The organism is Streptomyces sp. NPDC051578 (assembly GCF_044454045.1).
GTDB lineage: Bacteria > Actinomycetota > Actinomycetes > Streptomycetales > Streptomycetaceae > Streptomyces.
Genome location: NZ_JBITDH010000008.1, coordinates 121,350 through 145,021 on the forward strand (window position 1 = coordinate 121,350; position 23,672 = coordinate 145,021).

General features: G+C 72.8%; 21 protein-coding genes and 1 tRNA gene. 11 read left to right on the forward strand and 11 right to left on the reverse strand.

The features are described from left to right. Positions 1-51: 51 nt before the first annotated feature. Entirely contained in the window at positions 52-1,311 is a 1,260-nt protein-coding gene (locus ACIA6C_RS27040; protein ID WP_361131850.1) for an SAV2148 family HEPN domain-containing protein, read from the reverse strand. Between the two features lie 285 nt (positions 1,312-1,596). Here ACIA6C_RS27040 and glgX point away from each other — a divergent pair, with 285 nt between their 5' ends. From glgX to ACIA6C_RS27060, 4 genes are all read left to right on the forward strand, one after another. Continuing rightward, on the forward strand, positions 1,597-3,711 hold the full coding sequence (gene glgX / locus ACIA6C_RS27045) for a glycogen debranching protein GlgX (RefSeq protein WP_366081797.1): 2,115 nt from the start codon (positions 1,597-1,599) through the stop codon (positions 3,709-3,711). 112 nt (positions 3,712-3,823) lie between these two features. Beyond that, entirely contained in the window at positions 3,824-6,073 is a 2,250-nt protein-coding gene (treY, locus tag ACIA6C_RS27050; protein WP_399279651.1) for a malto-oligosyltrehalose synthase, read from the forward strand. A 99-nt stretch (positions 6,074-6,172) separates the two neighbouring features. Next, positions 6,173-6,538 carry a hypothetical protein gene (locus ACIA6C_RS27055; protein ID WP_361131842.1) on the forward strand — a complete coding sequence of 122 codons (366 nt, stop codon included), beginning with the start codon at positions 6,173-6,175 and terminating at the stop codon, positions 6,536-6,538. A gap of 136 nt (positions 6,539-6,674) precedes the next feature. Continuing rightward, positions 6,675-7,937, forward strand: a complete 1,263-nt coding sequence (locus ACIA6C_RS27060; protein ID WP_399279653.1) for a M14 family zinc carboxypeptidase — start codon at positions 6,675-6,677, stop codon at positions 7,935-7,937. On the opposite strand, the gene ACIA6C_RS27065 is transcribed toward ACIA6C_RS27060, so the two are convergent. Both ACIA6C_RS27065 and ACIA6C_RS27070 read right to left on the reverse strand, forming a co-directional pair. Then, the gene (locus ACIA6C_RS27065) at positions 7,927-8,406 is read right to left on the reverse strand and encodes a GNAT family N-acetyltransferase (protein ID WP_399279655.1); all 480 of its coding nucleotides are present in this window, start codon (positions 8,404-8,406) and stop codon (positions 7,927-7,929) included. The genes ACIA6C_RS27060 and ACIA6C_RS27065 overlap by 11 nt on opposite strands. A gap of 43 nt (positions 8,407-8,449) precedes the next feature. Then, positions 8,450-9,013 carry a DUF1707 and FHA domain-containing protein gene (locus ACIA6C_RS27070; protein WP_399279657.1) on the reverse strand — a complete coding sequence of 188 codons (564 nt, stop codon included), beginning with the start codon at positions 9,011-9,013 and terminating at the stop codon, positions 8,450-8,452. A gap of 117 nt (positions 9,014-9,130) precedes the next feature. On the opposite strand from ACIA6C_RS27070, the gene treZ reads away from it, so the two are divergent. Continuing rightward, a complete protein-coding gene (gene treZ / locus ACIA6C_RS27075; RefSeq protein ID WP_399279659.1) occupies positions 9,131-10,882 on the forward strand; it encodes a malto-oligosyltrehalose trehalohydrolase in 1,752 nt (583 codons plus the stop codon). 4 nt (positions 10,883-10,886) lie between these two features. On the opposite strand, the gene ACIA6C_RS27080 is transcribed toward treZ, so the two are convergent. Next, a complete protein-coding gene (locus tag ACIA6C_RS27080) occupies positions 10,887-11,732 on the reverse strand; it encodes a LysR family transcriptional regulator (RefSeq protein ID WP_399279661.1) in 846 nt (281 codons plus the stop codon). 75 nt (positions 11,733-11,807) lie between these two features. Here ACIA6C_RS27080 and ACIA6C_RS27085 point away from each other — a divergent pair, with 75 nt between their 5' ends. Beyond that, positions 11,808-12,593 carry a hypothetical protein gene (locus ACIA6C_RS27085; RefSeq protein ID WP_399279663.1) on the forward strand — a complete coding sequence of 262 codons (786 nt, stop codon included), beginning with the start codon at positions 11,808-11,810 and terminating at the stop codon, positions 12,591-12,593. A 73-nt stretch (positions 12,594-12,666) separates the two neighbouring features. Next, positions 12,667-12,739 (forward strand) — tRNA-His (locus ACIA6C_RS27090). Positions 12,740-12,809: 70 nt separating this feature from the next. On the opposite strand, the gene ACIA6C_RS27095 is transcribed toward ACIA6C_RS27090, so the two are convergent. The 6 genes from ACIA6C_RS27095 to ACIA6C_RS27120 form a co-directional block, all read right to left on the reverse strand. Next, the gene (locus tag ACIA6C_RS27095) at positions 12,810-13,565 is read right to left on the reverse strand and encodes an alpha/beta fold hydrolase (protein ID WP_399279665.1); all 756 of its coding nucleotides are present in this window, start codon (positions 13,563-13,565) and stop codon (positions 12,810-12,812) included. 158 nt (positions 13,566-13,723) lie between these two features. Then, positions 13,724-15,784, reverse strand: a complete 2,061-nt coding sequence (locus tag ACIA6C_RS27100) for a phosphocholine-specific phospholipase C (RefSeq protein WP_399279667.1) — start codon at positions 15,782-15,784, stop codon at positions 13,724-13,726. Positions 15,785-16,065: 281 nt separating this feature from the next. After that, positions 16,066-16,473 (reverse strand): peptide-methionine (R)-S-oxide reductase MsrB, encoded by a 408-nt coding sequence (gene msrB, locus ACIA6C_RS27105; RefSeq protein WP_329199275.1) that lies wholly within the window; start codon positions 16,471-16,473, stop codon positions 16,066-16,068. Positions 16,474-16,488: 15 nt separating this feature from the next. After that, positions 16,489-17,898 carry a UDP-N-acetylmuramate--L-alanine ligase gene (gene murC / locus ACIA6C_RS27110; RefSeq protein WP_399279669.1) on the reverse strand — a complete coding sequence of 470 codons (1,410 nt, stop codon included), beginning with the start codon at positions 17,896-17,898 and terminating at the stop codon, positions 16,489-16,491. Positions 17,899-17,945: 47 nt separating this feature from the next. Continuing rightward, positions 17,946-18,413, reverse strand: a complete 468-nt coding sequence (locus tag ACIA6C_RS27115; protein WP_366082493.1) for an indole-3-glycerol phosphate synthase — start codon at positions 18,411-18,413, stop codon at positions 17,946-17,948. A gap of 148 nt (positions 18,414-18,561) precedes the next feature. Further along, positions 18,562-19,335, reverse strand: a complete 774-nt coding sequence (locus ACIA6C_RS27120; protein ID WP_361131807.1) for a pyrimidine reductase family protein — start codon at positions 19,333-19,335, stop codon at positions 18,562-18,564. Between the two features lie 84 nt (positions 19,336-19,419). Between ACIA6C_RS27120 and zapE the strand changes: the two genes are divergently transcribed. From zapE to ACIA6C_RS27140, 4 genes are all read left to right on the forward strand, one after another. Next, positions 19,420-20,478, forward strand: a complete 1,059-nt coding sequence (zapE, locus tag ACIA6C_RS27125) for a cell division protein ZapE (RefSeq protein ID WP_399279824.1) — start codon at positions 19,420-19,422, stop codon at positions 20,476-20,478. 87 nt (positions 20,479-20,565) lie between these two features. After that, positions 20,566-20,991 (forward strand): OsmC family protein, encoded by a 426-nt coding sequence (locus ACIA6C_RS27130; protein WP_361131801.1) that lies wholly within the window; start codon positions 20,566-20,568, stop codon positions 20,989-20,991. Between the two features lie 155 nt (positions 20,992-21,146). After that, on the forward strand, positions 21,147-22,031 hold the full coding sequence (locus ACIA6C_RS27135) for a PPK2 family polyphosphate kinase (RefSeq protein WP_366082494.1): 885 nt from the start codon (positions 21,147-21,149) through the stop codon (positions 22,029-22,031). 18 nt (positions 22,032-22,049) lie between these two features. Then, positions 22,050-22,943: a polysaccharide deacetylase family protein gene (locus ACIA6C_RS27140; protein WP_399279672.1), complete on the forward strand. Its 894-nt coding sequence runs from the start codon at positions 22,050-22,052 to the stop codon at positions 22,941-22,943. Between the two features lie 44 nt (positions 22,944-22,987). Here the strand turns inward: ACIA6C_RS27140 and ACIA6C_RS27145 are convergent, their stop codons facing one another. Further along, a complete protein-coding gene (locus ACIA6C_RS27145; protein ID WP_399279674.1) occupies positions 22,988-23,662 on the reverse strand; it encodes an AIM24 family protein in 675 nt (224 codons plus the stop codon). Positions 23,663-23,672 lie beyond the last annotated feature (10 nt).

Genomic DNA, 23,672 nt, shown 5'->3' on the forward strand with positions numbered 1-23,672 from the left:
CCGTACAGACTTCCGGTCAACGACTTTCAGCCTGCCATGGGCCACTGACAGTCAGGACACCGGGCGGGAATCCTCCCAAACCGATTCGAATTCCTCCCGGTACGTGGTGAAAAGTCCGTGGTCGGCGTCCTTGGGGACCCCCCGGCCGCCCCCGCGCAGCACCAGCACCGGGGCCTCCATGCCCCGCGCGCGCCTCAGATACGACTGGACCACTGCGATGCCCGAGGACTCCCCCTCCACCAGGTACGCCGTGAAGCGGGGAGTCTCGTCGAAGACGTGGATCTCGAACCGCGACGCGTCCCGCAGCCCGGCCCGGACCCGCCGCACGTGCAGGATGTTCATCTCCACGGACCGGCTCAGCTCGCCCTTGCGCAGCCCGAGCTCCCGCTCGCGCCGCTTGACGGCGCTGCTCGCCGGGTTCAGGAACAGCAGGCGCACCCGGCAGCCCGCCTCCGTGAGCCGCACGAGTCTTCGGCCGGAGAAGTTCTGCACCAGCAGGTTCAGGCCTATGCCGATGGCGTCCAGTCGCCGCGCACCCCCGAACAGGTCCTCGGCCGGCAACTGGCGCTGGAGCCGTACCCGGTCGGGATGGACGGAGATGACGTCGGCGTACCGGTCGCCCACCAGGTCCTCGACCGCGTCGATCGGCAGCCGGTCCGCCCCCGGGCTGCCCGCGCCGCCGCCCAGCACCTCCAGCAGCCGCGCCGATGCCCGCTCCGCCTGTTCGAGGACGGCCCGCGAGAGCGCCCGGTTGCGGGAGACCACGTTGCGGGTGACCTCCAGCTCGTCGAGGGCCAGCTCGATCTCCCGGCGGTCGTCGAAGTACGGCTCGAAGCAGGGCCAGTGCTGGACCATCAGCTCCCGCAGCTGGGGCAGCGTCAGGAAGCTCAGTACGTTGTCGTCGGCCGGGTCCAGGAGGTAGCCCTTGCGCCGGCTGACCTCGCGGACGGCCACCGCCCGCTGGACCCACTCCTGCCCGGCGGGCCCGGCCGCCGCGACAACCCAGTCGTCCTGACCGTGCACGGGCTCGTAGATGGGCCTGAGGACCGCGCCGACGACGGCCCGCAGCCGCTGCTCGATGAGGTTCAGCCAGATGTAGGCCCGTCCCGCCCGCTGCGCGCGGGTACGGACCTCGCTCCAGGCGTCCGCGCCCCAGTCCAGTTCGGCTCCGGTGCGTGCGCCGCCGCTCTCCGGCGGGGCCAGCGAGACCGCCCCGGCCGGCACCCCGGCCTGCGCGCTTCCAGGGGCGTCCGCCGGGCCACCCTCGTGCCCGCTGTCACCAGGGGGCAGCTCCAGACCTCCCGAGCTCACCCGTGCACCGCCTTCTGCGTCTGGACGCCCGTCTCCAGTGATCACGGAAGGGTACTCCGCGCGCGCGGCCCGACGCAGCCCGATGGCCCGTACACCGACTGCCCGTTGACCCATTATCCGATGCCCGGACAGTCCGCTGACCCTGATATCAGCTCTCCGGGTCACCCGGTAGAACCACCCCAAGTCCACGCGTGGCGGCCTCCTTTCGGGGAAGATCTGGCAGTGACGTTGTCCATGCCCGATCAGCCGGGACGTCAGCCGACACCGAGGGAAGAGTCGTTATCTATGCAGGTCTGGCCGGGACAGGCGTATCCGCTGGGTGCCACGTACGACGGCGCCGGAACCAACTTCGCTGTCTACTCGGAGGCCGCTCGTCGGATCGAGCTGTGCCTGCTGCACGACGACGGCTCGGAGACCGCCGTCGAGCTCCGTGAGACGGACGCCTTCGTCCGGCACGCCTACCTGCCCGGCATCATGCCCGGCCAGCGCTACGGCTTCCGCGTCCACGGGCCGTACGAGCCCGAACACGGAATGCGCTGCAACGCGGCGAAGCTGCTGCTGGACCCGTACGCGCGGGCCATCAGCGGCAGCGTGGCCTGGGGCGAGGAGGTGTACGGCTACCACTTCGGGCGCCCGGATTCCCGCAACGACCTCGACTCCGCCCCGCACACGATGACCTCGGTCGTGGTGAACCCCTACTTCGACTGGGCCAACGACCGGCCGCCGCGACACGAGTACCACCACACCGTGCTCTACGAGGCCCACGTGAAGGGCCTGACCATGCGTCACCCGGAGCTCCCGGAGGAGCTGCGCGGAACGTACGGGGCGCTCGCCCACCCGGCGGTCATCGGCCACCTCACCAAGCTGGGGGTGACGGCGCTGGAGCTGATGCCGGTGCACCAGTACGTCAACGACCACCGCCTCGTGGACGACGGTCTGAGCAACTACTGGGGCTACAACACCATCGGCTTCTTCGCGCCGCACAACGGCTACGCCTCCGGTGACCGGGGCGAGCAGGTACTGGAGTTCAAGTCGGCGGTCCGCGCCCTGCACGAGGCCGGGATCGAGGTGATCCTCGACGTGGTCTACAACCACACGGCCGAGGGCAACCACCTGGGGCCGACGCTGTCGTTCCGTGGGCTGGACAACGCCTCGTACTACCGGCTGGCGGACGATCCGCGCCACTACATGGACACCACGGGCACCGGGAACTCGCTGCTGATGCGGTCCCCGCACGTCCTCCAGCTGATCATGGACTCGCTGCGCTACTGGGTCACCGAGATGCACGTCGACGGCTTCCGGTTCGACCTCGCGGCCACGCTGGCGCGGCAGTTCCACGAGGTGGACCGGCTGTCCTCGTTCTTCGACCTGGTCCAGCAGGACCCGGTGGTGAGCCAGGTCAAGCTGATCGCGGAGCCCTGGGACCTGGGCGAGGGCGGCTACCAGGTGGGGAACTTCCCGCCGCTGTGGACGGAGTGGAACGGAAAGTACCGCGACACCGTACGGGACCTATGGCGCGGACAGCCGCGCACGCTCGCGGAGTTCGCCGGGCGGCTGACCGGGTCCTCGGACCTCTACCAGGACGACGGGCGCCGGCCGCTGGCCTCGATCAACTTCACCACCTGCCACGACGGCTTCACCCTGCACGACCTCGTCTCCTACAACGAGAAGCACAACGAGGCCAACCGGGAGGGCAACCGGGACGGCGAGACCCACAACCGGTCCTGGAACTGCGGGGTCGAGGGGCCGACCGAGGACCCGGAGGTCGTGGAGCTGCGCGAGCGCCAGATGCGCAACTTCATGGCGACCCTCATGCTGTCCCAGGGCGTCCCGATGCTCAGTCACGGGGACGAGTTCGCCCGCTCCCAGGGCGGCAACAACAACGCCTACTGCCAGGACAACGACCTGTCGTGGGTCCCCTGGCCCGAGCCGGGCAAACCGGCGCCCGCGCTGCTGGAGTTCACCCGCCAGATGGTGTGGCTGCGCCGTGACCACCCGGTGTTCCGGCGGCGCCGCTTCTTCCACGGACGCCCGGTGGAGGGAACGCACGACGAGCTCTCCGACATCGCCTGGTTCACCCCGCACGGCGAGGAGATGCGGGCCCGCGACTGGCAGGCGCAGCACGCGCGTTCGCTCACGGTGTTCCTCAACGGCGAGGCCATCTCCGAGCCCGGGGCGCGGGGGGAGCGGATCACCGACGACTCGTTCCTGCTGATGTTCAACGCCGGCGCCGAGGGGCAGGAGTTCACGATCCCGGCCGGACACGGCGCCCGGTGGCTGCTGGTGGTGGACACGGCGAAGCCGGACGTCCTGCCGCCCGGCACCGGACCGCAGTACGCGGCCGGCGACCGGGTGCCGCTGACGGGACGCTCCCTGGTGGTCCTCCAGCGCCCGGCGTAGGCCCTGTCCTGTCCGGGACAGGGCCTGCCCGGGATGGGCGCTGTCCGGGCGGGCGTCACCCGGATGCGCCGGGCGAGGGCACGGAATCCGGCTGCGGGGGTACGTACGTCTTATGAGCCAGTCATACGAAAGCTCCCGCCCGGCACCCGACGCCCGGACAGCCGTCACGCCGGCCTCCACCTACCGCATCCAGCTCTGTCCCGAGTTCCCCTTCGCCGCCGCCCGGGCCGCCGTGCCGTACCTCGCCTCGCTCGGCGTGTCCCACCTGCACCTCTCGCCCTCCCTGGAGGCGGTGCCCGGTTCGACCCACGGGTACGACGTCACCGACCACTCCCGGGTACGGGAGGAGCTGGGCGGCGAGACGGGCCTGCGCACGCTCGCCCGCACCGCGCGCGAGCACGGCCTCGGCCTCGTGCTCGACATCGTCCCCAACCACATGGCGGTCCCCTCGCCGCTGCGCCTCAACCGGCCGCTGTGGGAGGTCCTGCGGGAGGGGCCGGACTCCCCCTACGCGCGCTGGTTCGACATCGACTGGGAGGCGGGCGGAGGTCAGGTGCTGCTGCCGGTCCTCTCGGGTCCGCTGGAGGTGGAGTCGCTCAGCGTCGACGGCGAGGTGCTGCGCTACGGGGACCACGAGTTCCCGCTGCGGGCGGGGACCGCCGGGCTGCCGCTGCCGGAGCTGGCGGCGGCCCAGTGGTATCGGCCGGCGTTCTGGCGCGAGGCCCGCACCTCCCTCAACTACCGCCGCTTCTTCACGATCTCGGACCTCATCGGGGTCCGGGTGGAGGACCCGGAGGTCTTCACCGCGACGCACGCCAAGATCCTGGAGCTGGTCCGCGACGGGGTGCTCCAGGGGCTGCGGATCGACCACGTGGACGGGCTCGCGGACCCCGAGGGGTACCTGCGGCGGCTGCGCGCGGAGGCGGGCGAGGGCTGCTGGGTGGTGGTGGAGAAGATCCTCGCGCGCTCGGAACGGCTCCCCGCGACCTGGCCCGTGGCCGGCACCACCGGGTACGACGCGCTCCTGCGGGTGGACGGGGTGTTCACCGATCCCGCCGGGGCGGCCGAACTCGCCCGGGACTACCGCAAGTCCACCGGCGCCGGGTCCTGGGCGGAGACGGCAGAGACGTGCGCGCGGGAGGTGCTGACCGGCGACCTGGCGGCGGAGCTGTCGGCACTGGAGAACATGGCCGGCAAGGAGCTCCGGGACGCCGTACTGGAGTTGCTGGTGGCCAACCCGGTCTACCGGCCGTACCCGGGTGGTCCGGGACTGCCGCCCGAGGCCCTGGAGCGGGCGGCCGCGCTGGTCGGCGCCGGAGCGGTGGACGGCGTACGGGACCTCCTGCGGCAGGATCCCGCGTTCGCGGCGCGCTTCGCCCAGACCTCGGCGGCCCTGCGGGCCAAGTCCCTCGAAGACCGGGCCTTCTACCGCTGGGCGCCGCTGCTGTCGGCGACGGAGGTGGGAGGGGATCCGGGTGACCCGGCGGTGCCGGTCGCGGAGTTCCACGCGTACTGCGCCGAGCTGGAGCGGGAGTGGCCCGCCACGGGGACGGTGCTGTCCACCCACGACACGAAGCGCAGCGCCGACGTCCGGGCCCGCATCGCGGTGCTCTCCCAGGCCCCGGAGCTGATGGCGGGGGCCGGCGCCGTACCGGACGCCCAGCTGGCGTGGGTGGCCCGGCAGAGCGCGCTGGGCCTGGGACAGATCCCGGACCGGGAGTCCCGGCTCGCGGCGGCGCTGGTCAAGGGGGCCCGAGAGGCGGCGCTGCGCACGTCCTGGACCGATCCGGACGAGGAGTACGAGGGCGCGGTCACCGCTCCGCCGGAGGTGGACCTCCCGCCGGAGCCCGCGGAGGCGGCGCGGGCCAACGTACTCGGCATGACGTTGCTGCACCTGGCCATGCCGGGGGTGCCGGAGGTGTACCAGGGGGCGGAGAGCGAGTACCGGGCGCTGGTCGACCCGGACAACCGCCGGCCGGTCGTCTTCCCCCGCGAGGAGCTGGCCCGGCTCGACGGGGGCGGTGTCCCGCACGGCCTGGCGGGGGAGAAACTGGCCCTGTCGGCGGCCCTGCTGCGGCTGCGGCGCGCCCGGCCGGAGCTGTTCACCGGGTACCGGCCGCTGGCGGCCCGGGGTCCGGCCGCCGACCACTGCGTGGCGTTCGGCCGCTCTCCGGGCCTGATCGCGGTGGCCACCCGGCTCTCGCACCGGCTCGCCGGCGACGGCGGCTGGCGTGACACGGCGCTCCCGCTCCCGCCGGGCCGCTGGACGCCCCTGCTGCACGAGGGCGCGTACGAGGGGGAGGCGCTGCTGTCGCACCTGCTGGCCGACAGCCCGGCGGTGGCCCTGGTCCGGGCGCAGTAGCCCCGTACCGAAGGGGGGATGCGGGTTCCGGCCGCCGTCGCCCGCCCGGGAACGCGGCCGGGGCCGCCTCCCGCCCGCCGCCGGGGTTACCCTCCGGGCATGGAACGCGCAGAGGTTCTGAAGCGAGTCATCGGCATCCTCACCGAGGCCCAGGAGATCCGCAGGGCGGCCGAGGCGGGGGAGGACGACGACGTCCCCGCGGCGGAGGCGGGGGTCGTCACCCAGCTGCTGAACGAGATGCTGCCCTCGATCAGCGTCCCGGCCGAGTCCTCCCCGCAGCAGGTCGCCCGGCTGGTCGCCGAGGCGCTCGGTCCGGCCCTGCACACGATGGTCGCCGGTTTCAGCCTGGCCTTCACCAGCCTCGCCATGGTCCACGACAGCGGCCGGACCGACCTGTCCTCGATCCAGGTCCTCCAGCAGCTCGCGCTCGAAGTGGAGTCGGGGGAGTTCGACGACGGCTCCTGAGACCCCGGGGGGCCGGCGCCATGCCCTCCGGATCACCGCCGGCAAGGCGTTGGCCAGGGCTTTCTCCCGAACATCGGACACAAGTGCGGGGCGCGCGGAGCAGTACGGGGCGTGCGCGGCGGGCATGGCATGAGGTGTGACCCTCCTTCGAGACATGCGCTACCCCACCCCGCACCAACTCGCCTTCTCCGCCCGCGCCCTGGCGGACGAACACCCCGCCCGGGCCCTGGTGCGGCGGGTCGGCCGCTCCCGGGGCGGGGAACCGCTCTGGGTGCTGTCCCTCGACGCCGCGCCCCCGGGCCGGAACGTGCTCGTCGTCGCCGGGGCGCACGCCAACGAGCCCGTCGGCGGGGCCACCGCCATCGCCCTGGCCCGCCGCATCATCGCCGAGCCGGCCGCCGCGAACGGCTGCGGCTGGCACTTCCTGCTCTGCGCCGACCCGGACGGCGCGGCCCTGCACCGCACGCCTCGCCCGTACTCGCTCCTGGACTACCACCGGGCCTTCTTCCGGCCCCCCGGGCCGGAACAGCCCGAATGGGCGCCGTCATTACTGCCCCCGGACCGGCTGCCGCCCGAGACGACGGCCCTGACCGCGCTGATCGACGAACTGCGGCCCGTCCTCCAGGTCTCCCTGCACGGCACCGACCTCGGCGGCTCCTGGGTGCAGCTCACCCAGGACATACCCGGCCTCGCGGAGCCGTTCGCCAAGTCCGCCGCCGAGCTGCGCATCCCGGTGGAGACGGGGGCCTCGGACGCCACCGGCTGGCCCTCCCCCGGACCCGGGATCTTCGTCATGCCGGAGCCGGGGACCGGGCCCGACGGGGCCTTCCACCCCGAGGACACCCGGCTCAGCACCTGGTACCACGCCCACCGCTACGCCGGCACCACCGCCATCGTCGAAGTCCCCATGTGGGCCTCGGACACGGTGGACGACCCGGCCCCGCACCCCGACCCGCGCGGCGCGCTGCGGATGCTCGCCGGCCGGCTCACCGCCGAGGCCGCGCGGGTGGCCGCCGTACGGGGGCGGATACCCGACGCCGCGCTGCCGGGCGGCCTCGCCCCGCTGCTGCGCGCGGTCGACTGGACCCTGGTGCTGATCCCGCGGATCGCCGCGGAGTGGACCGGCCCGGGCGCCCCGGCCGAGGCCACAGCGGCCCATATCGGCAGCATCGACGCCTTCGGGCGGCGGCTGTCGCTGCGCGCCGCCGCGATGCTGCTGCGGGTGCTGCGGGCCCAGGGGGATCCGGCCGCGGCCGGCCTGGACCGGCTCGTCACCGGCTGGTGCGAGGAGTTCGCGGCGCGGTTCCAGGCCCGCTGGGTGCCGGTGGCCGCCCAGGTCGAGCACCAGTCGCGGACGGTGCTCGCGGCGTGCGAACGGCTGACGGCGCTCATCCGGTAGCGGGCGGCCGCACCAGGAGGGAGTAGCGCCGCTTGGGCCTGCCGGTGGCTCCGAGCCGGTCGTAGAAGCGGATCGCGCCCTCGTTCCAGTCGGGCGTCTGCCACTCGACGTGTCCGAGGCCCCGCTCCCGCGCGAGGCCCGTCACGGCGTCCATCAGCGCGCCGCCGAGCCCGTGGCCGCGCGCTGCCTCGGCGAGGTAGAGGCAGTCCATGTGCAGGTAGTGGCGCCCGTCCCAGAACGAGAACTCCTCCGAGCAGGCCGCGTACCCGACGACCTCGCCCTGCGGGGTCTCGGCGAGCAGCACCCACACCCGGGCCCCGTCCGCGAACAGGGCTGCCCCGAGCCGCGCCTCCAGCCCCGGGGCCCGCGGATGCGACTTCTCGTACGCGACGTGCTCGTGGACCAGTTCGACGATGCGCGGCAGATCCTCGACCCGCGCCGCCCGCACCCCACTCCCGTATCCGCTCATGCCCCCATCCTGCGCCCCGGCCGGGCGGCGGGCGCAGGCGGCCTCAGCCCGCCGAGAGGCGGAAGGTCATGCGGCCGAAGCCGATCTGGTCGCCCTCGCCGACCACCGCGGAGCCGGTCACGCGCCGGCCGTTGACGGTGGTGCCGTTGGTCGAACCGAGGTCGGTGAGCACCCACACGCCCTCGCGCAGGGTGAGTTCGGCGTGCGCCCGGGAGACCGTCTCGTGGCTGAGCCGCAGGCCGTTGCCCGGGTCGCGACCGATCCGCAGGGGCGCCGCGCTCGGGTGCGGCATCAGCAGCGCGGGCAGCTTCTCCACGCGCCAGGCGCGGCGGACGCCGGCGCTGACGGCCGATACGCGGCCCACCCAGCCGAACAGCCGCTGTGTCCAGGGGCTTTCACCCTGTTCCCGGGCCCGGAGGTCGGCGGTCAGGGCGGCGAGTTCCTCGGAGCGGCGGGCGACCAGCGCGAGTTCCATGCGCCGCAGGAACGTGTCGTGGGACAGCCGGCCCAGGGCAGCCCCTTCCCGGAGCTCCCCCAGCACTCGGTCGCGCTGGGCGTCGGAGACCCGCGGCGCGGGATAGGCGGGGAACTCGAAACTGGACGTCACAGGGTGATTGTCGGCCCGTCGTGGGCAAAGTGTCCAGAACTCCCCCGCCCCTGCCGGGATGATGGGCCCGAGTGAGGGCGACAGGGCCAGGTACCGCCGGAGACGAGGGGACCGTCCGTGCAGTTCGAGGTGTGGGCACCGCAGACAGGTCGGGTCGCCGTGCGACTGAACGACACCGCCTACGAGATGACCCGCGATCCCGCGCCGGACCGCGACGGCTGGTGGGTCGCCGAGGCCCCGGCCGCCGACGGTGACCGGTACGGGTTCCTGCTGGACGACGATCCGCGGCCGCTGCCCGACCCGCGCGGCCGCCGCCTCCCGGACGGGCCTGAGGGTCTGTCGGCGGTGGTCGACTTCACGCCGCTGCACCCGCAGGCGCCCCCACCCCGGATCCCGCTCCAGGACGCCGTCCTCTACGAGCTGCACGTCGGCACCTTCACCTTCGAGGGAACCTTCGACGCGGCCGCCGCCCGCCTCGCGCACCTCACCTCGCTCGGTGTCACGCACGTCGAACTGATGCCGGTCTGCCCGTTCCCCGGCCGGCACGGCTGGGGCTACGACGGCGTCGCGCCCTGGGCGGTGCACGAACCCTACGGGGGTCCGGCGGGGCTGGCGCGGTTCGTGGACGCGGCGCACGCGGCGGGGCTGGGCGTGGTGCTGGACGTGGTCCACAACCACCTGGGCCCGTCCGGGAACCACCTCCCCGCCTTCGGGCCGTACTTCACCGACACCCACCACACGCCCTGGGGCGCGGCGGTCAACCTGGACGCGCCCGGTTCCGACGAGGTCCGCGCGTACTTCATCGGCAGCGCCCTGGCCTGGCTCCGGGACTACCGGATCGACGGGCTGCGGCTGGACGCCGTACACGCCCTGGCCGACGGGCGGGCGCTGACCTTCCTGGAGGAGCTGGCGGCGGCCGTGGACGAGCTCGCGGCGGAGACCGCCCGGCCGCTGTTCCTGATCGCCGAGTCCGACCAGTGCGACCCGCGCACCACCACCCCTCGCGGGGCCGGCGGCCTCGGCCTGCACGCCCAGTGGAACGACGACTTCCACCACGCCCTGCACTGTGCGCTGACCGGCGAGTCGCAGGGGTACTACGCCGACTTCGCCGTGGCCCCGTTCGCGGCCCTCGCCAAGACCCTGACCCGGGCCTTCTTCCACGACGGCACCTGGTCGTCGTTCCGGGGCCGCACCCACGGCCGCCCCGTCGACCGCCGCCGGACGCCCGCGCACCGCTTCGTCGGCTACACGCAGACCCACGACCAGGTCGGCAACCGGGCACTGGGCGACCGGCTCTCCGCCTCGCTGTCGCCTGGGCTGCTCGCCTGCGCGGCGACGCTCGCGGTGACCGGGCCGTTCGTGCCGATGCTGTTCATGGGCGAGGAGTGGGGCGCGCACACGCCCTGGCAGTACTTCACCGACCACCCCGATCCGGAGCTCGCGGAGGCCGTCCGGACCGGCAGGCGCCGGGAGTTCGCCGCGCACGGCTGGAAGGAGGAGGCGATCCCGGACCCGCAGGATCCGGCCACCCGGGAGCGGTCCTGCCTGGACTGGAGCGAGCCGGAGCAGGCCGGGCACGCCCGGCTGCTGGAGTGGTACCGCACCCTCGTGGCGCTGCGCCGCAGCCATCCGGACCTGCGCGACCCGGATCTCGCCGCGGTCCGCGTCGCCCACGACGAGGAGCGGCGCTGGCTGACCTTCCGCCGCGGGGACGTCCGGGTGGCGGTGAACCTCTCCCCCGAGCCGGTGACGATCGCGCTGGGCCGCAACGGGGTAAGGGTGCTGGCCGCCTGGGAGCCGGTCGAAGGACCCGGCGGGGACGGCCGGATCCACGTACCGGGCGAGTCGGCGGTGGTCCTGGGGCCCTGAGCCGCTACGACGGGCCGCCCGTGAGCCGCGCCGCGACGGCGAGCGCGGCTCCGGTGGGTGTGCCCGGCGCGAGGAGTTCCGTACGGTGCACCAGGCGCGGCGACTCCAGCGGTACGGCGACCCCCGCGCGGGCGGCCCGCGCGACCGGCAGCGGCAGCAGGGCCAGGCCGTGGCCGGCGGCCGCGAGGGCGCACAGGGCGTGCAGGTCGGTGCCGTCGTAGCGCAGGGCCGGCGCGGTGCGGACGGCGGGGGCGAGCCCCACCCCGGGGGCGTCGAGCCAGCGCGCGTCGCCCAGGTCGTCCAGCCGGACGGCGGCCCGCCCGGCGAGCGGATGCCCGGCCGGGAACAGGACGGCGAGCTCCTCCTCCCCGATGCCGGTCACCCGCAGCGGGGCCACGTCGGGCAGCCGCAGCGGATCGCTGGGCGCGGCCAGGCCGTCGACGAGCCCGAGGTCGCACTCCCCGGCGGCGACGACGGCCGGCACCTGGGCCGGGGGCAGTACCCGCAGGGTCACCCCGGTGGCGGGGAGGGCGGACAGCAGACGCGGCCCGACGGCGAGCGGGGACGCGGCGACGGTGACCCTCCCGGGCGGCGCGGCGGCCAGCCGCAGCACATCGGCGCGGGCGGCGTCCAGGCGCAGCAGGAGCGGCCCGGCGTGTTCGAGCAGCCGCTCCCCGGCGGGCGTCGGCGCCACGGGCCGCCGGGTGAGCAGCTCGGTCCGCAGGTCCGACTCCAGGGCGGCGATGTGCTGGGAGACGGCGGACTGGGTGTAGCCCAGCTCCCGTGCGGCGGCGGAGAAGGAGGCGAGCCGCGCGACGGCGACGAACGTGCGGAGCAGGTGCGGGTCCATGCCATCAGGATCGCTTATCGATCATGCAGGAACAATAGTTGGCGCTGAACGGGCGGCCGCGCGCAGGATGGGCTCATGAACACCGCGACCACCACAGCCCGGCCCGCAGGGACCGCCGGGACCGCCGCCCGGATCGCCCTCGTCGGCGACCGCTCCCCGCACGTGAAGTCCCACACCCGGATCCCGCTCCTCCTCGACGCCCTGGCCTCCCGCGACGGGTTGGTCCTGGACGCCTACTGGATCCCCACCGCCGACGCCGGGGCCGAGGCGGCCTCGGGGGCGCTGGCCCGGTTCGACGCGGTGTGGGTGCTGCCCGGAAGCCCGTACGCCAGCGAGGCGGGGGTGCTGGCGGCGGTCCGGGTGGCGCGCGAGGAGGGGATCCCCTTCCTCGGTACCTGCGGCGGCTTCCAGCATGCGCTGCTGGAGTACGCCCGCAACGTCTGCGGGATCACCGGTGCCGCTCACGCGGAGAACGATCCGGGCGCCGAGGACCCGGTGATCGCACCGCTCGCCTGTTCGCTCGTCGGTCACGAGGGTCTCGTACGGGCCGAGCCCGGGTCACTGGCCGAGTCGGTGCTCGGCGCGGAGCGCAGCCTTGAGCGCTACCACTGCGCCTACGGTCCGGCGCCGCGCCACCTGCCCGCGCTGGAGGCCGGCGGGCTGCGGCTGTCGGGGCACGACGAGGACGGGCAGGTCCGCATGGCGGAACTGCCGGGGCACCCCTTCTTCCTGGCCAGCCTGTTCCAACCGGAGCTCGCCGGCGACGGCACGAGGCCGCACCCGATCGTGAAGGCCCTCGCGGCGGCTGCCGTGGCGCACGCCGCCGGGGCCCACGCCGCCGGGGCCCACGCCGCCCGATAGGCGTCGCAGGACCACCCGTCTGATCAGCTATGCTGTGCATGCACGTCGAACGGGTGGTCCGCCGCCCTTCGTGGTGGGTGTAGCTCAGTTGGTAGAGCACCTGGTTGTGGTCCAGGTGGCCGCGGGTTCAAGTCCCGTCACTCACCCTGTCGACCCTGTGGGGGTACGAGGTTCTCCTCGTACCCCCACAGGTGTTTTCCGGCCTCCGCGACCTGCTCAGCCCCGCAGGAAGGCCTCCACCTCGGTGACGAAGGCCACCGGGGTCTCGTGGGGCGGGTAGTGGCCGGCGCCGGGAACCGTGCGGACGCGGCAGTCCGCGTACCAGGCCTGCCAGGTGGCCCGCATCACGTCGGCGGTGAGGGCCGGGTCGTACGCGCCGACGAGGACCAGCACCGGGACGGAACTGCCCTTGACGGCCGAGGACAGGTCGAGGGGCTGCCAGCTCGCCAGGTAGGCGGCGAAGGCCTCGGGCCGCGAGACCTCACACGAATGGGCGACCATCCGGTCGAGCCAGCGGCGGCTCACGCGGTTGCCGGTGACCAGGTCGAGGATGGCGCGCCGGTTGCCGGCGTTCTCGGCGGCGCCGTAGAAGAGTTCACGGGTGGCGTCGTCCATCTCGTACGGGGCGGCCGGCACCGGGGCGAGCCCGATCAGCTTCTCGATCCGCTCGGGCGCCCGCACCAGGACCTGTTGGGCGGCCTTGCCGCCCATGGAGTGGCCCAGCAGCGAGAAGGTGTCCCAGCCGAGCTGGTCGGCGAGTGCGAGGACGTCGTCGGCGATCTCCGGGAGGCTGTACCGGCCGGCGACGTCCCGCCGCTCGCCGTAGCCGCGGTAGTCGAGGAAGGCGTACGAGAACCCCTCCGGGTCCAGGTAGTCGAGCACGGAACCCCAGTTGGCGGACGTACCGAACCAGTCGTGCAGCACGATGACGCGGACGGGACCGGTGCCGATCCTGCGGTGGGCGATGGCCATGCGTTCTCCCTCGGTGACGTGGGCGACGTGGAAACGCGACGCCGACGTTCTGCCCAGCGCACCTGCCGTCACACCGTGGGGGCGCACCTGCCGCACGGCCGCCGCCCGCAGGACACGGGGCCCTGGGGCGGCGGCCGGCGCGCGGTCCGGCCGGGCCGTCAGACGGTGCTGATCGCGGGGTCCGAGACGCCGGGGGCGCCCGTCTCCACGTGGCCCGCGAAGCGGCGCAGGAAGGTGGCGTCGGCGTCCGAGACGACCTTGACGTCGTACCAGCGGCCCGTTGCTGCCAGGTCCACCGTGTACGCGGCCGTGCCGCCCGCCGCCACCCGCAGGGTCTGGGACGCGCCGCCGTAGGTGTTGGTCACCGTGAGGTTGACGGCGGTCGTACCGGAGTTGGCCAGGGTCAGCTTGAGGTTGCCGGTGGCCGCGTCGTGGCGGGCCGTCACCTCGGGACCGGCCTTCTTCGCCGGGCCCTTCCAGGTGCGCAGGAACCCGTTCGGGCCCCAGACGCTGAGGTTGATCTGGTATCCGGTGGAGCTGCTGGTGCTCCAGGTGTCCGAGAGGGTCTTGCCCGCCTCGACGGTGTAGGGCCACGGGCCGTCGGTGCGGTTGCCCGAGGTGCTGTGGAAGTGGGCGCCCAGGGTGGGGCCCGAGGAGAACGTCAGCGTGAACTTGCCGGTGGAGACGGTGGCCTTGCCGTCCACGTAGGGGACGTAGCCCAGCGCGCGCGTCGGCTTGGCGCCGCCCTCCTGCTTGGGCAGGGAGCCGGTCGCCGGGGGGACCGGGTGGTAGGAGGGGTGCGCGTTGTGGTCCGCCGGGACGTATCCGGCGGTGGAGGGCAGCGGCGCCGGGGAGGCGTCCGCCTTGGTGAAGTCGAACGCGGAGGTCAGGTCACCGCACACGGCGCGGCGCCACGGCGAGATGTTGGGCTCCTGCACCCCGAAGCGCTTCTCCATGAAGCGGATCACCGAGGTGTGGTCGAAGGTCTCGGAGCAGACGTAGCCGCCCTTGCTCCAGGGGGACACGACGATCATCGGGACGCGGGGGCCGAGGCCGTAGGGGCCGGCCGCGTAGCCGCCGCCCCCGGCGTACAGGTCCTTGGAGACGTCCGCGGTGGACAGGCCCCAGGCCGAGGAGGCCGGCGGGTAGGGCGGGACGACGTGGTCGAAGAACCCGTCGTTCTCGTCGTAGGTGATGAAGAACGCCGTCTTCGCCCACACCGCCGGGTTCGCGGTCAGCGCGTCCAGGACCTGCGAGATGTACCAGGCGCCGAAGTTGACGGGCCAGTTCGGGTGCTCGCTGAACGCCTCGGGTGCGGCGATCCAGGAGACCTGGGGGAGGGTCCCGGCCACGACGTCCGCGCGGAGCTTGTCGAAGTAGCCCTCGCCGGCCTTGGCGTCGGTGCCCGTACGGGCCTTCTCGTAGAGGGCGTCGCCCGGCTGGGCGCTCCGGTAGCTGTTGAAGTACAGCAGGGAGTTGTCGCCGTAGTTGCCGCGGAACGCGTCACTGATCCAGCCCCAGGAGCCGGCCGCGTTCAGGCCGTCGCCGATGTCCTGGTAGATCTTCCAGGAGACGCCGGCCGCCTCCAGCCGCTCGGGGTACGTCTTCCAGCCGTAGCCCGCCTCCTGGTTGCCGAGGACCGGGCCGCCGCCGACGCCGTCGTTGCCCGTGTGACCCGACCACATGTAGTAGCGGTTGGGGTCGGTGGCGCCGATGAAGGAGCAGTGGTAGGCGTCGCAGACGGTGAAGGCGTCGGCCAGGGCGTAGTGGAAGGGGATGTCCTTCCGGGTCATGTACGCCATGGTCGTCGCTGTCTTGGCCGGGACCCACTTGTCGTACTTGCCGTTGTTGTAGGCCTGGTGGCCGCCCGCCCAGTCGTGGTTGAGGCCTTCGACGAACTGCATGCCCAGGTCGGCGACCTGCGGGTTGAAGGGGAGCACGTCCTTGGTGCCGTTGGACTGGTAGAAGACGGACTTGCCGTTGTCCTGGAGGACGGGCCTCGGGTCGCCGAAGCCGCGGACGCCCTTCATCGTGCCGAAGTACTGGTCGAAGGAACGGTTCTCCTGCATGAGGACGACGATGTGCTCGATGTCCTGGATGGTTCCGGTGCTGCCCTGTGCCGGAATGGCGGCGGCCCGGGCGATGCTCTCGTTCAGCATGGCGGCGGCGGCCGTGCCGCCCGCGATCTGCAGGAACCTGCGACGGTTGAGTTCAGCCACGGTGGAGACCTCTGGGGGTGTGGAGGGGGGCGAGGGGCGCCCCAAGGACAGCGGCCCCGGGGGACCGGACGGAGATCCTTGTCTGACCTTGTGCCGTACAACTGGCGAACGAAAGGGCCCGGCCGATCTCCCCGCGCCCCGCCGGTGGAACGGTACGTCGCCCCGCCCGCGCCCAACAGATGCCGTACGCGCAGTACTTGCCGAAGCCGCCCGCACAAACGCCACCGGCCGCCGGGCGAAGGCCCGGCGGCCGGTGGCGATGGACGGTGCGCCCGGCGGGGTCAGTCCTCCGTCGGGGTCAGACGCAGGCTGATGCTGTTGATGCAGTACCGCTGGTCCGTCGGGGTCGGGTAGCCCTCGCCCTCGAAGACGTGTCCCAGGTGGGAGCCGCACTTCGCGCAGCGGACCTCGGTACGGACCATGCCGTGCGAGGTGTCCGCGATCAGCTCGACCGCGTCGCTGTCCTTCGGGTCGTAGAAGGACGGCCAGCCGCAGTGCGACTCGAACTTCGTGTCGGAACGGAACAGCTCCGAGCCGCACGCCCGACAGGAGTAGACGCCTTCCGTCTTGGTGTCCGTGTACTCACCGCGGAAGGCCGGTTCGGTGCCCGCGAGGCGCAGCACCTGGTACTCGGACGGGGTCAGCTCCGCCTGCCACTGCTCGTCCGTCTTCTCGACCTCGTACGCCATGACGTTCCCGCTCCCTCAGTTCGACGGCCGGGCGAGACCGATGCTCTCCAGGATCAGGGGGCCCAGATCCGTGACGTCGCCCGCACCCATGGTGAGAACGAGATCGCCCGGCTTCGCCATTCCCGCGATGACCTCGGCGACGGCGTCCTTGTCGTGCTCGGCGGCGACGTCGGCGCCCGCGGTGCGGGCCGCCTCGATGATGATCTCGCTGGTGACCCCGGGCAGGGGGTCCTCGCGGGCCGGGTAGATGTCCAGGACCACGGAGGCGTCGGCCAGGGCCAGGGCCAGGCCCATCTCCTTGCCGAGCTCCTGAGTGCGGGAGAAGAGGTGGGGCTGGAAGACCACGAGGATGCGGGAGTCCCCCGCGGCGCCGCGGATGGCCTCCAGGTCGGCGGTCATCTCCGTGGGGTGGTGCGCGTAGGAGTCGATGACCTGCACGCCCGCGGCCTCGCCCTTGAGCTGGAGGCGGCGCTTGACGCCGGTGTACGTGCCGAGGGCGGAGGCCAGGTTGTGCGCCGGGATGCCGAGCGCGACACCGGCGGCCAGCGCCGCGACCGCGTTGTGCGCGTAGTGGCGGCCGGGCACGGAGACGGTGAAGGTGAGCATCCGCCCGTCCAGAACCACCGTGACCTCGCTGGTCAGGCCGCGCGGGGTGATCTTCGTGATCCGGACGTCGGCCTCGGCCTCCTCGCCGTACGTGACGACGCGCAGCCCCTCCCGCCCGGCGACCCGCGCGGCGATCTCGGCCGCACCGGCCTGGCCGTGGGCGACGACCAGGGTGCCGCCGGGGACGATCTTCGAGACGAAGGTCTCGAAGGACTCGTAGATCTCCTCCATCGACGCGTAGTTCGCGTGGTGGTCGAGTTCCGCGTTGAGGATGATCGCGACCTGCGGGGCGTACGTGTGGAAGCTGCGGTCGCTCTCGTCCGCCTCGGCCACGAAGATGTCGCCCTCGCCGTGGTGGGCGTTGGAGCCGGGGGCGTCCAGGTCGCCGCCGATGGCGTAGGAGGGGTCCAGGCCCAGGGAGGAGAGCGACACCGCCAGCATCGAGGTGGTGGTGGTCTTGCCGTGCGTGCCGGCGACGGCGATCGGCCGCAGGCCGTCCATCAGGGCGGCGAGGGCGTCGGAGCGGTGCACGACCGGGATGCCGAGTTCGGCGGCGCGGGCCAGCTCGGGGTTGTCGGCGCGGATGGCACTGGAGACGACCACGCAGGTGGAGTCGTCCGCGAGGTGGCCGGCGGCGTGCCCGACGTGCACCGTGGCGCCGTGGGCGCGCAGCGCCTGGGCGGTCTCGGAGTCACGGGCGTCGCTGCCGGCCACCCGCGCGCCGCGCTGGGCGAGGATCTTCGCGATGCCGGACATGCCGGCTCCGCCGATGCCGATGAAGTGGGGCCGTTCCATGGCGGTCGGCAGGCCGGGCTTCATTCAGGTCGCTCCAGTGATCGGTTGCTAGGGGTGGGCCGGGGCCCAGCCTATTCGTTGTGGGCGAAGAGCTTGAGCACCGGAACGCCGACCTTGTGGCGCGCGCGGGAGGCCCAGTCGCGGTGGAAGAACTCCTCCACGAAGTGCGGGGCGGTCAGGACGATCACCTCGTCGGCCCCGGTCTCGTCCACGACGGACCTGAGCTTGTCGAGCGGGTGGTCCTCGACGAGCTGCCCGACCGCCTTGGCCCCCTTTCTGCGCAGGGCCTCCAGCGAGTGTTCGAGCGCCTGTGCGGCGGGGCGGCGGGCCGCGTCGCCCTCCGGCTCGTCGCCCTCGCGCAGCGCCTCGGGGAGCTCGCCGAGCGCGACGTCGTCGATGGCGCGCAGCAGCCTGTCCTGGTCCCCCCTCGGTTGCATGAGGACGATGAAGGAGACCTCGTCGTCTCCGTGCAGGGTGGTGACGAAGTCCACGTCCACCGGGGTCAGCGGCTGCTCGATCATCAATACGCTCGTGAACACGGACGCCCTCTCCTTCATGGGCCGAGGCCGGTGGGCCGACCTCTGCGGAAACCATCCTGCCCCGCTCTCGCGCGGGCTTTGCGCGGATATCTCTGCCCAGGTATGTGCCCAGCGGAAGCTAAGCGGAACGACGAATTCCGCCCCTCGTTCAGATTCGACGGTAACGGGTGAAGAGGAACCCGGCCTCCTCCAGCACACCGGCCGCCGCGAGCCGGTGCGGAACCGTGACCGAGGGGCCCGCGGAGATGCGCTGGGCGTCTCCCGCCGTGAGCATGGGGGAGATCGTCAGGCACAGCTCGTCCAGCGCGTCGGCGGCCACGAGCTGCCCCAGCAGCCGGGGGCCGCCCTCGGTGAGCTGGCGGCGCAGCCCGCGCGCGGCCAGCTCCCGTACCGCCCGTACGGGGTCCACGGCCGCCCCGTCGCCCGCGAGCACGACCTCGGCCCCCGCCGCGGCCGCCTCGGCCACCCGGTCGGCGGGCGCGGCGGCGCCCGTGACGACCAGCGTCGGCACCAGGGGGGAGGTGAACAGGGGCAGCGAGAAGTCCAGCTCCATGCTGGCGGTGATCACCGCGATGGCGGCCGCGGGCCCCTGGCCCGAGGCGCTGCGGCGGTCCGCGAAGGCCTCCCGGGCGCGTGCCGGGCGGTAGCCTTCCTGGCGAACCGTTTCCGCGCCGACGACGATCACGTCGGCCAGGGCGCGCAGGGTGCCGAAGATCTGCATGTCGGTCTCGCCGGAGATCGGCTGCGAGCGGCCGTCGTGCTGGGCGGCGCCGTCCAGGGTCGAGACCATGTTGGCCCGCAGCCAGTGTTCCTCCGGGCCGAGCCGGGGGTACGCGTAGGCCTCCGCCAGCTCGTCCAGCGACCACGGACGGTCGTTCTGGTCTGCTGATGTCTGATCGGTCACAGGGAACAGGCGTCGCATCGATGCAGTGTGCCACGGCACGTAGAGTTGAGGGCTGTGTCCACCTCTCTCACGACCTCCGGTCAGGCCTCCGGGCGGCATCCGATAGCCGACGCGGGCCCCCAGGCCCTGTGTGCCCGGGCCCCCCGCGTGCCCGCCGAACGGCTGGTCGCCGAGATGGTGCCGCCGCCGCGTTTCGACTCGGTGCGCTTCGACACCTACGACCCCGACCCCACCCAGCCCAGCCAGCGCGAGGCCGTCACCGTGCTGGGCGCCTTCGCCGCGGGACTGGGCGGGGCGCACGCGAGCGGCGCGGGCAAGCGCCGCTGGTTCTCGAAGAAGCCCGCCGCCGCGACGGCCTCCCCCGGCGGGGTCTACCTAGACGGCGGTTACGGCGTCGGCAAGACGCACCTGCTGGCCTCCCTGTGGCACGCGACCCCGGCCGAGCCCGCGCTGAAGGCGTTCGGCACCTTCGTGGAGCTGACGAACCTGGTCGGCGCGCTTGGCTTCCAGCAGACCGTGCAGACCCTGGGCGGGCACCGGCTGCTGTGCATCGACGAATTCGAGCTGGACGACCCGGGCGACACCGTGCTGGTGTCCTCGCTGCTGAGCCGGCTGGTGGAGCAGGGCGTGGCGCTGGCCGCCACCTCCAACACCCTGCCCGGCAAGCTCGGCGAGGGCCGGTTCGCCGCGGCCGACTTCCTGCGCGAGATCCAGGGTCTGTCCGCGCACTTCCGGCCCCTGCGGATCGACGGCCAGGACTACCGGCACCGGGGGCTGCCGGAGGCGCCGGCGCCGTTCTCGGACGAGCAGGTGGCCAAGGCCGCGTACGCGACGCCGGGCGCGAGCCTGGACGACTTCCCGGGCCTGCTGGACCACCTGGCCAAGGTGCACCCGAGCCGCTACGGAGCGCTGACGGACGGGATATCCGCGGTGTGCCTGACCGATGTCGGCCCGGTCCCCGACCAGTCGACGGCGCTGCGGCTGGTGGTGCTGGCCGACCGGCTCTACGACCGGGAGATACCGGTCCTCGCCTCGGGCGTGCCGTTCGACCGTCTGTTCAGTGAAGAAATGCTCAACGGGGGCTATCGGAAGAAGTACTTCCGCGCCATATCCCGGCTCACCGCCCTGGCACGCGACGCGAAGGAGCTGGTGGCCCAGTAGGTTGGACGGCGCCGGGCCGTCCACGCCCAACCGATCGTCAGGCACGGGGCGGGTCCGGTCGTTTCCACTTCTGCGAAGGGATCCACCATGGCCACCACGCGTACCGCGCACACCGAATGGCAGGGCAACCTCCTCAAGGGCTCCGGCGTCGTCAGCCTCGACTCCTCGGGCCGGGGTTCGTTCGACGTCTCCTGGCCCTCGCGCGCCGAGGCCGCGAACGGCAAGACCAGCCCGGAAGAGCTGATCGCCGCCGCGCACTCCAGCTGCTACTCGATGGCCCTCTCCCACGGCCTCGACGGAGCCGGCACCCCGCCCACCCGGGTGGAGACCAAGGCCGACGTCACGTTCCAGCCGGGTGAGGGCATCACCGGCATCCACCTGACGGTGCGCGCCGAGGTTCCGGGCCTGGACGCCGACGCCTTCCAGGCCGCCGCCGAGGACGCGAAGAAGAACTGCCCGGTCAGCCAGGCCCTGACGGGTACGACGATCACGCTGAGCGCCGAGCTGATCTGACGCCGCTCCCCCACGGCCGGCCGGTTGTGACCGGCCGGCCGGTCCGCTCCGGCGGGGTCCCGGAACCGCCGGAGCGTTGGCGGTCCGCCCCGCCGTGCGCCGCCGCCCCCGATGTCGGATGATCGGACGAAGTCGACTGATCGGGGTGGACGGCGATGGCGAAGAAGGACGGTAAGCGCGGCAAGGCCCCGGCCGGGTCCCCGCCTTCCCTGCGCGAGTTGCTCCGCGTTGCGCCCGGCCGGGTCGACCTCACGGCCGTGGACCCGTCCTCGACCCCCGGCGGTCCCTCCCGCAAGGCGGACGCCCTGGCCGACACGGCCGAGGCGACGGCGGAGCCGCTCGCCTCGCTCCAGGAACGGCTGTACGCGGCGAGCACCGCGGGTGACCGGCGCCGGCTCCTGCTCGTCCTCCAGGGCATGGACACCAGCGGCAAAGGCGGCACGGTCAAGCACGTGATCGGCCTCTTCAACCCCTCGGGCTGCCGCATCCAGGCCTTCAAGGCGCCCACTCCCGAGGAACGCAGCCATCCCTTCCTGTGGCGCGTCGAAAGGGCCCTGCCCCGGCCCGGCGAGATCGGCATCTTCGACCGCTCGCACTACGAGGACGTCCTGATCGCCCGCGTCCGCGAACTGGTTCCCCGCCGCGAGCTGAACCGGCGCTACGAGGAGATCAACCGCTTCGAGGAGGCGCTCGCGCAGGACGGCGTCACCGTAGTGAAGGTCTTCCTCCACCTCTCCTACGAGGAGCAGCGCGCCCGGCTGCTGGCCCGGCTCGACAACCCGTCAAAGCACTGGAAGTTCAACGTCGGCGACATCGAGGAACGGGCGCTGTGGCCGGCGTACCGGCGCGCCTACGAGCTGGTCCTGGAGCGCTGCTCCACGGACGCCGCGCCCTGGTACGCCGTGCCCGCCGACCGCAAGTGGTACCGCAACTGGGCCGTCGCAAAGCTCCTGCTGGAGCATCTGGAGGACATCGGCCCGCGCTATCCGGGTGCTGATTTCGACGTAGACGAGTGCCGTGCGCGTCTACTTGCCACATAGTCGGATATTTTGCCTGGCGTGACCCTCTCCGTAGCAGTGCGCAAAGCCGCGGCCGCGGCCGTACTCGGTGCCGCCCTCGCCGGTTGCGGGGGCGGCACCGGCTCCTCGCCGAAGCCCGCCAACGAAGCCCGCATGGGTTCCCCGGCGCCCCCCGCCCCCGCTTCCCCCTCCGCCGCCCCGTCGGGCACCCCGCAGGCCGGCGCGCCGGCCCGGGTGCCCGTCCTGCCGCCCGGCCCGAACGGCCTGACGCCCGTCTTCGAGAGGACGAAGCAGCACGTCGAGAAGACCGTCGCGCTGACCTTCGACGCGGACATGACCTCCGATCAGGGGCCGCGCGCCGCCTCGGGGGAACGTTTCGACAACCCGCAGCTGATCTCGTCGCTGCGCGCCCTCAAGGTGCCCGCCACCATCTTCATGACGGGCCGCTGGGCGGAGGAGTACCCGGACCAGGCGAAGGCCATCGGCAGCGACCCCGGCTTCGAGATCGCCAACCACTCCTACAGCCACCACGCCTTCAAGTCGCCCTGCTACGGGCTGCCCGCGCTCGACGGCGCCGCCGCCAAGGCCGACGTGGACCGGGCCTTCGCCGCCTTCCGGAAGGCGGGCGCGGTCAACACCGTCCCCTACTTCCGTTTCCCCGGCGGCTGCTACGACGACCAGGCGCTGCGGGCGCTGTCCCCGGCCAAGGTGACGGCCGTGCAGTGGGACGTGGTCAGCGGCGACGCCTTCGCCAAGGACCCGGACGCGGTGGCGGAGCAGGTGCTGGCCGGGGTGAAGCCGGGGTCGGTGGTGGTCATGCACTGCACGCGCAGCGCGGCGCCGGTCACCGAGCAGGCCGTCCGCAAGGTCGTCCCGGAGCTGCGCAAGCGCGGCTACCGCTTCGTGAAGGTGTCCGAGCTGATCGGGAAGTAGGGACCCGGAAGGACCCGACCGCCCGCGAGGAGGTCCCGCGGCGGTCAGTGCGCCGCGGGCGCCTCCGTGACCTCGCTGGGCCGGACGATGACGAAGCCCTCGCCGCTCAGCTTGAGCTGTACGGCCTCCCCCGAGCCGCCGCGGATCATCGACCCGACCGACTGGGAGCGGTGCAGCCCGGTCTCCAGGGCCGCGCTCCAGCCGACCACCGCGTCGGTGTCCACGTAGACGGGCGCCTGCGCGGTGACCGGGATGATGATCGGATTGCCGTCGCAGATCACCGCGAGTTTGCCGGTGCCGGTGAACAGGCTGTTGAAGAGGCCGCCGCCGGTCATGCCGGCGCCCTTGACCATCTTGATCTCATAGGACAGCGACGGGTCGAAGCACAGGACGTTGCGTCCGTTGATGGTCAGGGCGTCGCCGGGCTCGAACTCGACGATGAAGCAGTTCGCGGCCTGGTGGGCGAACCAGGCCTCGCCCTGGCCGCGCACCGACATCAGCGGCAGGCCCTCGCCGGTCACGGCGCGCTTGAGCATGCCGCCTATGCCCTGCCCCTTGCGCTCGAACTGGAGGTTGCCGCGGAAGGCGACCATCGAGCCCTGACGGGCCAGCATCTCCCCGTTGACGGCGTATTTGACGGACTTGGCGTTCTGCAGGGTCATGCCAGCGACGGCGGAGGGCTGGACCAGGTTCCCGGACGCGAAAAGATCACTCTTCATGGGCCCGATC